Raw genomic sequence first — 13,615 nt, 5'->3', positions numbered from 1 at the left:
TCCCTGTCACTGTCCCTGTCACTGTCCCTGTCACTGTCCCTGTCACTGTCCCTGTCACTGTCCCTGTCACTGTCCCTGTCACTGTCCCTGTCACTGTCCCTGTCACTGTCACTGTCACTGTCACTGTCAACAACAGGTCATACCAACAGATGTCGGCTCTCTGCAGCAAAACCGGCACCGACTTCGGAGTAATAATTAAACACGACATCAACGCCAAGGTTGAGTAATTCCTGGCGTTCATCATCGTAGCGGGCGACGGCTGCAATCTTGCCCTGATAACCGGACAAACGCAGCATCTCCAGCGTGCTTCTCATTTCCAGATGCGAAGGCAGTGCCATCATCACCAGCCGGATATCTCCTCGTACCATGCCAATGCTCTCCCAGAATTCCATATCGTCGGCATCACCAGCGACTACATTCAACCCCCGATCCTTCAGGTAGGCGACCCGCTCGGGGTCGGATTCGACACCGCAAACCCGATGCCCATAGTCAGGTTCCAGCGCCTTGTAAGCGCCTTTGCCAACCCGTCCCATACCCAGAATCAGCACTTCGGCCTGTACTGGCGTTTCGTAGGTCGGGTGAGCACCCGAGCGCTCATACCGGTTAATTTGTTGCTTGCGTAACGCATAGATATGGTGAGCACGGCGATAAACCGCAGCACTGATCACAAACGACAGTGACATCGCCACGGCGATAATCACCAGCCAGTCATTACTCAGCCAACCCTTCGCCACACTCAGATTGGCAACGATCAGACCAAACTCGCTAAAGTTGGTTAACGCCAGCGCACTCAGATAGGAAGCCCGACCCGACACCCGAAACTTCAGCATCAGCACAAAAAACAGGACAAACTTGAGCAACAGCAACAAGGTTAATAACAGCACCGGTACGGCCATATCGAGGGTCGGTAACGCAGTAAAACCAATCGACAGGAAAAACCCGATCAGGAACAGATCCTTGAATCCCATCAGCGCCTTGTAAATCTCGGCCGACTTGCCATGGGATGCTAGCAGCATGCCCATTAACAAAGCGCCGAGGTCGCCTTTCATATGCACCAGAGTAAAGAGCTCCGCTCCCCCCAGGGCAAGGAAAAAACCCAGCAACGGTAACAGTTCATCGTGGCCAACCCGGCTGACCAGTCGATGCAGCATCGGTTTCAACAGCCACAATCCCAACAGACCGAAGGCCATTATCGAAGGCACTTTGCCAGTGGACGCCACCAGAAAGATCACCGCGACAATATCCTGAATCACCAGAATACCCACCGCGATTTTGCCATGGCGTGCTTTCAGCTCGGAAGATTCTTCCAGCATCTTGATGACACAGACAGTGGAGGAAAAACTCAGTGCAAAACCGATCAACAGCTGGGTTTGCCAGGAAATATCAAGATAGTGGCTGATACCCAGCCAGCCCAGCAGGGTCATAATACCGACCAATAAGACCGTCCAGACCCCGGTATGCAGCACACTGGTGGCCCAGACCTCCGTTTTTAACAAGGCCTTGATGTTCAGCTTGAGACCAATGGTAAACAGCATCAGCGTAATACCCAGATCAGCTAACCGGTTCAGCCCACTATCCGGCTGCATACCGGCTGCATTCAAGCCAAACCCGGCTAACAGATACCCCACCAGCGGTGGCATTCCTAACTGCTTGACGGCAAAACCACATAAAAATGCCACCAGAATCCAGACAAAATCCATTCCTGCTCCTTAATTACTACAGCATTACTACAGCGACTCCGGCCAATAACGACTGCCACCAGCGGCAAGAATACCAGTCGATAAGCTTTGCGCCACTGCTTCCAGCACTCAGCCACCCAGCGGCCAGACCAGCTGCAGATAGCCCTCACCGCCGTTACTGTTGGCGTTATCCAGACCTTGGCTGTAACCGATGGTTAATGAACCCTGTGTGGTGTAGCCCCACCAGAGTTGCAGCGTCAGTTCACCCCCCAGCGCTGGTAACCAGCGTGAAAACTGGCCATCTTCCTCAACACCACCGGCAACGGCATACACGCGGGTGAAATAATCGCCAAAGCCGATTGGCCAGGTCGACCAGTTCTGCTCCAGCCGCCCGAGCCACAGGCGGGAACTGAGGCTCTCCTTGTGGTAACGGTGGCCGTAGCGGACACCTGCGTGATAGCCGGGCAAGGCGATCTGATCGCGACCAAACAGCTGCGCCTCATCACCGGTCTGCCCACCCAATGCAAAGTATTCGCCGGTATCCGCCGCGATGCCGCCATCGAGACCTAACGTCAGAGTATCTCGACCAGGTAGATCCAGTGTGTAACGGCCCCGGAACTGGGCCAGCGCTCCCCGGTATTGGCTGTTGAGCACATCGTTGCTTTCAATCACCAGATCAGCGTAGCTGCCCTGCCCGACACCGGGCACCTGACGAAAGCTCTGGCGATTGTTCCAGGTCGCCGCCAGCCCCACCAGCCCCTGATGCCATTGTCCACCACGCCAGGACAAACCGGCGTTGTCGATCACCCGTTTACTTTCCCAAACCGAACCCAGGTGGAGCGCGAAACGATCCTCAAAGCCGTGTAACAGGTAATTACGCTGGGCAATTAGCCGATCCTCGCGACCCTGCTGATCGCGCTCGTTATCCTCGGCACCCTGGGCATAGCGGTATTCTCGGGAGAGGTACAGCCCGTAGCGATTGTCGTAACTGTACAGCAGGGCTCCGCTGGTCACCCCATAAGTGACATCACGCAACAGGTTCACGCTGTAGTTATGTCGCCCCAAGGCATCCTGACCCCAAGTGGTAACACCCAGTTCGGTATGAAACTCATCGACATACCAGAGTGGGAACCAGCTGCGCGGCCGCAGGTCGTGCCAGGGCTGGTATTGATCGGCAGGTGCCGCTGCCTGAGCAGATATCGGCGATGTCTGGTCGAGGGTCGCGGCGGCTGGGTGAGCCTGAATGATGGCCGTGATAGGCCTGGTATCGGCTTGCCGGTATTCAGCCAGTTGGCGGTTATCTGGCAATCCTGTAGCGCTTGCCGTCAACAGCTCTTGCACTTCATACAAGCGATAGCCTTCGGCGCTATAGCGTTGATAAACCAACCGGTCTGCCAGCCATTGTGGTTCAAATGCGCCGGTCGTCACCCGCGTCCAGCGGGTCAGCTGCTGGTCGGTCAGCGACAGCTGGTAAATATCAAAGTTTGCCTCGTAATCGGCACTGAACAGCAGGGTCTGGTTATCTCGGAATACCGGCGCATTTTCTGTAGCGGAGGTGTTGGTCAGCGGCTGCCATGTCGCGCTAGCCAGAGAGTACAGAGCCAGATTCCAGCCCTGTCGCGGCCGTTTGACCGCCGCGACCAGACGGGTACGATCCGGTGAAAGGTCAACATCGCCGATCACCACACCATAGTCGCCGCGCCACAGCAACTGGCGGTTGCCGTGTAAATCCAGTGTTAACAGTTCTGCCCGCCCTGCCACCATACGGCGTACCAGCAGCTGCCCTGTATTCAGCCAACGTACCTGGCGGGCACGCAAACCCTGGCTGATACGCACTTCCCGGCCGTTTTTCTGACGGTAAAAAACATCATTCCAGACCCGGCCATCAACCGCTGTCACCGGACGGCTATACACCAGTCTCCCATCCTGGCCAATGTCCACACTGGATGCCCCTTTTACCGACCCGTGCTGTACCCGTTCCCAGCCCGTTCCTGCCGGCTGATAACTCACTAGCTGCCGGGCCGACTCGCCGCTGTATTCCACCGCTGCCAGCCAGGTGCCGTTGCTGGCCATCGGCCGTCGCTCTGTGACCAGATCATTACCGGGTAATGGCTCACCTTGCCACGATTGCGCCAGACGCTGCTGCCGCTGAGGTTGCCAGTCGGCTGCCTGAGCGGCCAGGAACCCCTGCCACAACTGCTCCAGCGACAGCCCGAAACTGCGCCGAAAATCGCCGCTGAGTTCTGAATAAGGCAGCAGCCGCCCACTGTGCAGCCAGAGGAAATACTTCAGCTGTTGTTCACTGTATTGCTGCGCCAAATAACGAACAAACCAGGCACCATAGAGATAGGCCTTGTTGTATGGCCAGTCCCGTGGCGGAACCAGCACTTGGTCGAGGGAGTCAGGCTGCTGTTCCAGCTCGGCCTGCATTTGCATGCGATAAAAGGTGCTGTTGAGTCGGCCACTACCCAGATCCTTGTTGCTTTCGAGATACACCGCCAACCCTTCCAGCAACAGTGATGGCTCCAGTGCATGAGGAAAGCTGAACCACATTCGGCCAAATATATTGCGACTCTGACGTACCGCACCGCGCTGCAAATCGGCGTGCAGTACATGGGTATACTCATGGCGAATCAGCAAACTGAGCCAGTCGTCATAATGCTCCAGACCGCTAACCTGATCCGGTGGACTAATATACAAACGCATCTGGGCAAATGGCAAAGGAGTGGCCCAGCCGTTGGCGACGTCAAAGTCGTCCACCAGCACCACCTGGGTAGGATGCTCTGGCTGACTGCCAAACCAGGCCGACAGTTCGGTATGGGTCTGCTCGGCGATCTGCACGGTTCGGTGGGCAATATCCTCCAGACCGGAGGGGTAATTGACCACAAAATGCTCGCTCTGCAGCGAAAACCAATGCTGGCCCTGGTATTGCCAGCCCACGGCTTCAGCTCGTAGCGGGCCACTGACTAACCACAACAGTAACAGCAACGACAACAGCGGCCAAAGACACCGAACCCGTTCATCCGGTCGGGTAATAGTAGAAATGTGACAGCGGGTGGCTACATACATAAAAAGGCAATCCATGTCCTGAAAGACAGTGATACAGACAACGGGCTAAACAACGCATAGACCAGGCTTCAGTGTAAACGCGAATAGATGACAAAACCCACTCTGCCAACCATGACTCCCCCGCCGTGAGTGGCAGCCAGATGCTGATTCGGCTACAGTCCCGCCACAATCTATGCCCGTCCCCTATGCCCGCCCCGAGAGGTTAAAAGATTACTCTTGCTCGATATTCTCTATCTTGACGACCATCTGGTTGCCATCAATAAACCCAGCGGACTGCTGGTACACCGCAGTGAAATCGACCGTCACGAAACCCGTTTTGTCTTGCAACTGCTGCGTAACCAGCTGGGACAGCGCGTGTATCCGGTACACCGGCTGGATAAACCGACGTCCGGTGTTCTGGTGTTTGCGCTCTCCAGCGAAATGGCCAGCATGATTGCTGATCAATGGCGCGAGCGTGCCATTGATAAACGCTACCTCGCCATTGTGCGTGGCTATATGCCGGAATTTGTCCACCTCGACTACGCCATGAGTCCGCCAATCGACAAGTACGCCAAGCAGGAAGTAATCAAACCAGCGCAAGAAGCCATTACCGACTTCAGCTTATTAGCCACCGTCGAAATGGATGTCGAGATCGACAAATATCCGCAGTCCCGTTATTCACTGGTCGAAGCCATGCCCAAAACCGGGCGCAAACATCAGATCCGCCGCCATCTAAAACACCTCAGTCACCCGATTATTGGCGATGCCCGTTATGGCAAAGGCCGTCACAGTCGCTACTTTCGCGATCACTTTGACGCCGGTCGCCTGCTGCTCCATGCCTGGCAACTCAGTATGACCCACCCGGTTACCGGGCAACCCCTGGTGTTTACCGCACCGCTGGACGATATCTGGCTGTCGCTGGTCAAACGTTTTCAATGGCAGCAGCAGCTACCCGGCCTGTTGTCTGAGACCTTGCCCGGAACCAGGCACGAAGCACCGAGTACCCTTGCACAGCAATAGCCCCTCCGACGATGCTTACTCCCCAGAGTTGTGCACAACCGGTCTGATTAGAAGTTGTGCACAGTCACCGAGGCCGATAACGTAAAAATCCATGCTAACCACTTTTTTTTTGTGTATTTTTGACAGGATTTTTTGCCAAAACCAGCAAAATAACCGCCAATTTCTCTTGACGACCGGTTACCCACAGAATCTGTGGATAAATCTGAGGACAATTTCTTTAAAAGTACCTGAGAGCCGCGAAAATACTGGCTTGGCTTCAGATTGGTCGGTTTTGAACCAGAAATAAAATTCTTTAAATATCAATAAGATAGGAAAATTTCAACTTTTCAAAGACATATATTGACTTTCCTCGGTGGAGGAAATTACCGTTTTATTACTTTGTGAATAACGGCTGTTAGAAAATATTTGTGCTGCATTTTTAAAAAAAACTCTGTCAAGACTTGCATGCCATCATTCTTGGGCTAATTTTACCAAAGCCTTGAAATTTCTTCTTAACATCTTGTGGATAACCTAGTGGATAAAATCACGCGCTGTAAAATGGATATTCATCACAGCGCCCTGCATTTTGCTCATCCGATTCCGGCTTTAAAAAATACCTGCTTTTCAATACCTTAGAGCGTTACAACGGCTGGTTGTCAATGTCATTACGACAAAACCGCGACTCTTGGCCTTTTTCTCCAGTGTGAGTAATTTTTCAACGCCTCAACTTCGCCGCGTGTTTTTTATCGCTGTTTTGAGTGACTTTCCCGAAAAGACACTTGACGTCATTATTCTGTCAATTTAACCCTTCACAACTTCATCCACAGTTTCTGTGGATAATCGTGTGAATATCATCTTCAAAAGCGCTCCAGAGCCAGTCAGGGCAACGACCCACCCCAGATTGGTTGTTTTTTAACCAGACCGATAACAATGTTACCCACAGAAACAAGCCAGCACTTGATTCAGCAAGAGTCGGGCATTGGAAGTAAAAAATATTATTTATATAAGCTTCAGGAATAATCAGCCAGGGCCAGAAAAATGCGCAAAAGCGACTGCGGTTATAAAACGTTATTGCCATAAAAACAGCCACAAAAAAGCCCGGCTGCCTTGACCCTGCTGCTGCAACGTCGAGTCATCCGGGCCATGTTGGTTTTGCGGTGTACTGCCGGTTTGCTTTTATTTCTTGAAAATACCCAACCCCTTCAGAGCACGCCCAGTTCTCTTGCCAACTCCTCGGCGGGCATGTAACCGGGAAACAAACGACCATCGTCAACAATAATCGCCGGCGTTCCATTCACCCCCAGCTTTTGACCCAACTGGTACTGTACGGCAATCGGTTCCTGACAGGCTGCTCCTGCTTTCATGTTAGAAACCAGCGTGTTTTGTAATTCATTCACCCGTGTCTGCACGGCAGCATCACCGGCTCGCAGCTGGCGACTTAAAGAATTTAACTCGCGTTGGGTATTCTTCATTTCAGACATCGCGGTCTTACGATCATCCTGACACCAGACATAGTTGATCTTCTGGAACGATTGGGTAGGTCGACCCGTTTGCGGATCCTGAATTCCAGAACGAGGGTACGCCAGGTAACGAACGGTGATTCCCAGTTCATTAATACGCGGGATTTCCTGATGCAGCTTTTGACAGTAGCCACAATCAATATCGGTAAACACGTTAATCAGGGCTTTCTGCTCGCCTTTGGCTGGAAACAGCACGGTGTCCGAATCGACAACTGCTGCCAGGCTCTCGGCTCGACGCGGGTTCATGCGCTGCTGGGTAATATTGACAGCCTGCGGGCCATCAATGGCGATCAGTTCATCCCGATAGATAAGATGACTGGCATCCGGTGTCATATAAATTGCCGGGCCACCTTCCAGAATCACTTCCAGTATCTGACCATTGGCAATCAGAGTGGCTGCTTCGACACTGACATGTGGGCCATAAACTTGCTGTAAGCGGGATTCTGCCAGTGTACGGTTATCGGAGCTGGCAGCCTGATTCTGCGTAGCCGCCGTATCGCTGTTGCCCGCATCCGAATCGTTACACGCGGCCAGGCCAACCACCAGCAACGCCAATAATAATTTTTTCATCGTGTCCAACACCCTGTTGTCAGGAATAAATTCAGGCTTAGAGGCCAAAGGCTCATCATTGGTTCCAACAATACCTTATGCACTCTCTCCGTGCTGTTTTTCAGCCATAAAAAAACGGGCGCAAGGCCCGTTTTTCATAACAAGAAGGTTATACCTTCTCTCTGATACGCGCAGATTTACCGCTACGCTCACGCAGGTAGTACAGTTTCGCCTGACGCACATCACCACGACGCTTGACTGCAATGCTGTCAATCTGTGGGCTGTGAGTCTGGAACGTACGCTCTACGCCAACACCGTGAGAAATTTTACGGACAGTGAAAGCAGAGTTCAGGCCGCGGTTACGCTTGCCAATCACTACACCTTCAAACGCCTGCAGACGCTCACGGGTACCTTCTTTTACCTTAACCTGTACAACCACAGTGTCACCTGGGCCGAATTCAGGAACGGATTCTTTCAGCTGGGCGTTCTCAATCTGCTGAATGATTGGATTCTTGCTGCTCATTGTTTGCTCCTCAACAGTCTGGCGATTTGGTGTCGGATTCACTCACTCGTTCGCTCAGATACTCTGTCAATAACCTATGTTGTTCGTTACTCAGTTCCAGCGCGTCCAATAAATCTGGCCGACGCTCCCAGGTTCTGCCAAGAGACTGTTTTAACCGCCAAAGACGGATTTTCTCGTGGTTGCCACTCAGTAATACCTCGGGCACAGATTGTCCGTCGTAAACTTCCGGACGAGTGTAATGCGGACAGTCGAGCAAGCCTTCCATAAAGGAGTCCTGCTGGGCCGACAGGTCATGTCCCAATACACCCGGCACCAAACGAATCACTGCATCCATCAACGTCATGGCAGCCAGTTCACCACCGCTGAGTACAAAATCGCCGAGCGACCACTCTTCGTCGATTTCCTGCTCAATCAAACGTTCATCAATGCCTTCGTACCGCCCCGATACCAGAATCAGCTTGTCGTGTTGTGCCAGTTCCAGCACCCCCGCCTGATCCAGCTTGCGCCCTTGCGGTGACAGATAAATCACTCGCGCCGGCTTGCCTGGTTGCTGATCTGCCGCTGTTCGAGCGGCGGCGATGGCTTCTTGCAGAGGCTGAATTTTCATCAGCATACCTGGGCCACCACCATAAGGGCGATCATCAACGGTTTGGTAATTGTCATACGCGAAATCACGGGGATTCCAGCGCTCAAGCAAAATCTGTCCCTGCTTCACTGCCCGCCCACTCACACCAAAATCGGTGAGCGAGTTGAACATTTCTGGAAACAGGGAGACAACGCCAAACCACATCGTTTGTGCCTCTACCAATGTTGTCGAAACAGCACCGGTCAATAATCTGCTTCCCATTCGACCTGGATGACCTTTGTTTCAAGGTCAACATCCAGAACGATGGTATCCACGTAGGGGATCAGGCGCTGTAGCTGGTCAATACTGCCTTCACAGTTCGTCAGCTTCATTACCTGGTTACCGCCACCAGAATCAAACAGTTCTTTCACCTTGCCCAGCAGCTGACCCTGAGTATTGACTACTTTCAGGCCTTCCAACTGGAACCAATAAAATTCATCGTCGTCGGGTTCAGGCAGCTGTGAGGTATATACCGCAATCTCGGTTTGAGACAACGCCAGAGCCGCATCGCGGTCTGTTATACCTTGCAGTTTTGCCACAATCCCCTTGCTTTGGGTTTGGCCTGCTTCCACTTCAAACTTCCGCCACTCGCCATTGATATTCAGCAGCCAGATCGGGTAGTCCAGAATGTTGCTTACAGGGTCGGTAAAGGAATACACCTTGATCCAGCCCTTGATGCCAAATGCGGTGGCTACCTTGCCCAGGACGGTGATTTCCTGGTCTGTCACCAACACACCCTCAGCCAACACGTATTAAGCTTCAGCTTCAGCTGCAGCAGCAGCAGGCTGGACTTTACGTGCATCTTTGATCAGTTTGACAACACGTTCAGTAGGCTGAGCACCACGCGCCAGCCAGAAATCAACGCGTTCCAGATCCAGACGCAGGCCTTCTTCGGAGCCGCGAGCAACCGGGTTAAAGAACCCCATACGCTCGATAAAGCGACCATCGCGAGGACAACGCGAATCTGCTACGTTGATGTGATAAAAAGGACGTTTTTTAGAGCCACCACGGGCCAGACGAATAACTACCATAAAAAAGATCTACTCCGATCGTTTTATCAAGCGGAATCCCAGTCAGCGTTGGTCTGAAAAACAGAGTCACACTACCGGATATTCCGGGTGGTGGGTTTTGGAATCGCCCACCGTTCAACATCTTTCTCGCTTGCCAGGCAGGGCATGAAAACCCGGAGGTTGCTCACATCAAACATGGAAACAGGCGAAAAAGGCCTATTAAAAGGGGCGCAGATTGTATGCTGGATTGATTGGGAAGTAAATGGCCGTTTTCTTGCCCCGGCGTAACCCTTGCTGCTACAGACAACAGCCCAGCGGCTATTCAGCCACCACCGTGGCTGGTTGCGGCTTCGACGGTTTGACCATCACTGAAGCCACAGCGGCAAGCAGCATCGACGCACCCAGTACTGCAAAAGCCTCGTTGTAAGACATCACCGCAGCTTGTTGATGAATTTCATTGGCCACTCGGGACAACACCTGGGGAGCCTGCTCCGACAAGCCCATTTGCTGCCCCATCTGGGACAGATAATCGAGCGTCGACTGGCTGTTGGCCACCAGCGTCTCTCGAATTTCTGTCGTGTGTATGTCCGTTCGTTTTTGCAACAAGGTGGCCAGACTGGCGATCCCAATAGCGCCACCCAGATTACGCATCACGTTATACAGGATCGATGCCGAGGCAACGTCCTTTGGCGGCAGTGCCGACGCCGACATCAAAGACAGCGGCACCATAATAAACGGCTGGCCCAGTGCTCGCAGCAACAAGGCCGGAATCAGGTAACTGCCATCGTAATCCATACTCATGTGCATATTCATAAACAGACTCAGCCCCATGACTACAAACCCCATCGCCACCAGAAAACGGGCTTGCACGAATTTGAGAATTTTGGGGATCAAGGGAAAAAAGGGCAACTGTGGAAAACCTACCCACATCAAGACCAGACCAATATCGAGCGCGGTGTAGTCGTGTAGCGACGCCAGATACAAAGGCACCAGATAGACAGAACCAAACAACCCGAAACCCAGCATCAGATACGCCACGCAGGCAAGACTGAACTCCTTGTTGGCAAACAGCCGCAGATTCACCAGCGGGAACGCTGCACGTAATTGATGCCGTACAAACAAAATCAGCGATACCACTGACACCAGCGCCAGCCAGCGAATATATTCCGCATCAAACCAGTCGTCTCTGGCACCCTCTTCCAGTACCAATTGTAAGCAACCCAGTCCGAGTGCCATCGTCACCATGCCAAACAGATCAATACGGGCGAGCTGGGAGTCATCCACCTCGCGTTTGTCGAGGCCCATCGACAGCAGGGCAATCACCGCAGCGCCAGGCAAGACATTGAGGTAAAACAGATAATGCCAGCTGAAGGTTTCGGTCAGCCAGCCGCCCAGTGTCGGGCCGATGCTGGGGGCAAACGTCGCAGTAACACCAAACAATGCCATGCCTACCGGACGTTTATCCACCGGCAGCAAGGTCACAATCAGATTAAAGGCCATTGGAATCAATGCACCGCCGGTAAACCCTTGCAATGCCCGAAAAACAATCATGCTTTCGAGATTCCAGGCTTCTGAACAAGCCAGCGACGCCAACACGAAAGCGGCACTGTTCCACACCAGATAACGGCGTGGCGACAACCAACCAGCAAAAAAACCGGTCAGCGGGATGGCGATCATCTCGGCCACCAGATACGACGTCGCTATCCACGATGACTCTTCCAGTGTCGCCCCCAGCGCCGCCTGAATATCCTTCAGTGACGAGTTGGTGATCTGGATATCGAGAATCGCCATGAAAGCGCCGATCAGCGCACCGGCAATCGCCAGCCAGTGACGGGGAAAACGGTCTACCACAACTTATTCAACGACAGTTTGAGCAGTAAATACCGCCGCTTCAACCGACATTCCCGGCCGCAGCATTGAGGTGTCCTGTCCAGCCTCAAACACCAGCTTCACCGGTAACCGTTGTACCACCTTGGTAAAGTTACCCGTTGCATTTTGCGGTGGCAGCAGCGCAAATTCCGATCCTGTGGCGGCAAAAAAACTATCGATATGGCCCTTGAATACCTGATCAGGCAAGGCATCCACCCGTATTTCAGCAGCTTGCCCTGCCTGCATTGCCGCAATCTGGGTTTCCTTGAAATTGGCATAGATCCAGACGGGCTCTGTGACCAGGCTCATCAGTCGTGCACCGGGAGCCACACCTTGGCCCAGTTGAATTTGACGACTGGTAATCACGCCGTCTCGTGGCGCAACGACGGTACAGTAATCCAGCATCAGTTGCGCCTGGGCTACCGCTGCATGGGCTTCATCGACACTGGCTGTCAGCTGTGGTGCCTCACCCTTGACCGATACCAGATTGGCCTTGCGTGACGCCAACTGCGCTTCGTTTTCATGCAGCCGGGCTTCTGCCGAAGCCAGCGTCAGGGCCGCTGCGTCAATGTTGTCTTGCGAGACGTATTGCTGTTGTTTGAGCTTTTGTAACCGTTGTAGTTGTTGCTGGGCGCGCAAGTATTCTGCTCGCGCCCCTTCCAGCGATGCAGCGGCAGAAGCAATCAGCGACTGTTCTGCCTGTACCCGATCAGCCAGATGGGTTAACCCCGCCTGTGCCGCCGCCAGTAACGCCTGTTGTTGTCGCAAGCGTGCCCGATACAGCCCGGGATCTAGCTCCAGCAAAACCTCACCCTGCTGCACACGTCGGTTATCCTCCGCCAACAAGGCCAACACCGTCCCGTCAACACGACTCATGACAGGCACAATATCCGCCTTGACGTAGGCATTGTCGGTATCTTCGCGACCCTGGTGCCACCACCACCAATAACCCACCAAGCCGACGAACAGCACCACAAACAGAGCAATAACCAGTTTACGCATCGCACCACACCAGCCAGTGAACCAGAACAGGGCGCTAAACTAGCCTGCTATTTATCAAATTGGAAACCATACTGTTTTCACATACTGTTCCAGAATTAACAACAGCAACGGCAACCGACAGCTGCAGCGTCCTGACGCATGGCCAAATGACTACTGCCGGTCTTACAAATCATCCAGTATTGCCGCACGTTTTGCCGTGTACTCCGACTCAGTCAGCAAGTGCTTTTGTCGTAGCGACTCCAGTCGCAACAAACGCTCCTCAATGCTTTTGCCTCCGCCCTGCACTGCTGCAGGCTGACGTACCTGGGACGTTTCATCACAAGCAAAATAACGGGCCTTCATCCTTGTTTTGGTCACACTGGTGTAGAGACCGTTGGCCATCCGTTTTTTATGATCGCTCTGGTCGGTGGTGCCGATAACGACCCGGTTGGCGCCGAATTCTGCGGCAGATTTCAGGTGTTCCTGTCGACAATGCGCCACGCCGTCCCGGCTTGTAGTAGAACACATCTCCTGCTTGACCATGCGGCAACTCTGTTCATCAACCCCATCGCGAATCTCAACAGACTCTGCGCTGACTCCACTGGCGCTCATACTGACGCCGAGCAGCAATCCAACCCACACCTTTTTCATCATTGTTCTCACTGTTTCTGTTGATACGATGATCTGACTCACGGCTGGAAATGCCGCATCTGGAATCGGCATACTCAGAGCGCGCGGGCCGTTACAACGGCCGGTTAAAACAAAAAATCCGCTACCAGAAAACGGATACCGGATTTTCAGAATCCACTTAT

General features: G+C 53.2%; 11 protein-coding genes. 1 reads left to right on the top strand and 10 read right to left on the bottom strand.

Annotation, left to right across the window (positions count from 1 at the left end):
- Nucleotides 1-137: 137 nt before the first annotated feature.
- Entirely contained in the window at nucleotides 138-1,700 is a 1,563-nt protein-coding gene (locus WG929_RS00825) for a cation:proton antiporter domain-containing protein (RefSeq protein ID WP_416204480.1), read from the bottom strand.
- Nucleotides 1,701-1,808: 108 nt separating this feature from the next.
- Entirely contained in the window at nucleotides 1,809-4,748 is a 2,940-nt protein-coding gene (locus WG929_RS00820; RefSeq protein WP_416204479.1) for a TolB family protein, read from the bottom strand.
- A gap of 216 nt (nucleotides 4,749-4,964) precedes the next feature.
- On the opposite strand from WG929_RS00820, the gene truC reads away from it, so the two are divergent.
- A complete protein-coding gene (truC, locus tag WG929_RS00815) occupies nucleotides 4,965-5,747 on the top strand; it encodes a tRNA pseudouridine(65) synthase TruC (RefSeq protein WP_416204478.1) in 783 nt (260 codons plus the stop codon).
- A 1,181-nt stretch (nucleotides 5,748-6,928) separates the two neighbouring features.
- On the opposite strand, the gene WG929_RS00810 is transcribed toward truC, so the two are convergent.
- From WG929_RS00810 to WG929_RS00775, 8 genes are all read right to left on the bottom strand, one after another.
- Nucleotides 6,929-7,816, bottom strand: coding sequence for a DsbC family protein (locus tag WG929_RS00810; RefSeq protein WP_416204477.1), 888 nt, complete (start codon nucleotides 7,814-7,816; stop codon nucleotides 6,929-6,931).
- A 148-nt stretch (nucleotides 7,817-7,964) separates the two neighbouring features.
- The gene (gene rplS / locus WG929_RS00805) at nucleotides 7,965-8,318 is read right to left on the bottom strand and encodes a 50S ribosomal protein L19 (RefSeq protein WP_369857146.1); all 354 of its coding nucleotides are present in this window, start codon (nucleotides 8,316-8,318) and stop codon (nucleotides 7,965-7,967) included.
- 10 nt (nucleotides 8,319-8,328) lie between these two features.
- Nucleotides 8,329-9,108 carry a tRNA (guanosine(37)-N1)-methyltransferase TrmD gene (gene trmD, locus WG929_RS00800; protein ID WP_369857145.1) on the bottom strand — a complete coding sequence of 260 codons (780 nt, stop codon included), beginning with the start codon at nucleotides 9,106-9,108 and terminating at the stop codon, nucleotides 8,329-8,331.
- A 38-nt stretch (nucleotides 9,109-9,146) separates the two neighbouring features.
- Nucleotides 9,147-9,671, bottom strand: coding sequence for a ribosome maturation factor RimM (gene rimM / locus WG929_RS00795; protein ID WP_416204476.1), 525 nt, complete (start codon nucleotides 9,669-9,671; stop codon nucleotides 9,147-9,149).
- A 24-nt stretch (nucleotides 9,672-9,695) separates the two neighbouring features.
- The gene (gene rpsP / locus WG929_RS00790; protein WP_416204475.1) at nucleotides 9,696-9,974 is read right to left on the bottom strand and encodes a 30S ribosomal protein S16; all 279 of its coding nucleotides are present in this window, start codon (nucleotides 9,972-9,974) and stop codon (nucleotides 9,696-9,698) included.
- Nucleotides 9,975-10,271: 297 nt separating this feature from the next.
- The gene (locus tag WG929_RS00785; RefSeq protein WP_416204474.1) at nucleotides 10,272-11,804 is read right to left on the bottom strand and encodes a DHA2 family efflux MFS transporter permease subunit; all 1,533 of its coding nucleotides are present in this window, start codon (nucleotides 11,802-11,804) and stop codon (nucleotides 10,272-10,274) included.
- Nucleotides 11,805-11,807: 3 nt separating this feature from the next.
- Complete coding sequence (locus tag WG929_RS00780) at nucleotides 11,808-12,824, bottom strand: HlyD family secretion protein (RefSeq protein WP_416204473.1); 1,017 nt, start codon at nucleotides 12,822-12,824, stop codon at nucleotides 11,808-11,810.
- 162 nt (nucleotides 12,825-12,986) lie between these two features.
- A complete protein-coding gene (locus WG929_RS00775) occupies nucleotides 12,987-13,457 on the bottom strand; it encodes a hypothetical protein (RefSeq protein WP_416204472.1) in 471 nt (156 codons plus the stop codon).
- Between the last annotated feature and the right edge of the window lie 158 nt (nucleotides 13,458-13,615).

Origin of the sequence: Oceanobacter antarcticus, from assembly GCF_044962685.1 — a bacterium.
Classification (GTDB): Bacteria; Pseudomonadota; Gammaproteobacteria; order Pseudomonadales; family Oceanobacteraceae; genus Oceanobacter; species Oceanobacter antarcticus.
Note: the sequence above shows the minus strand (reverse complement) of the source record. Positions and strands in the feature narration are given on the sequence as shown.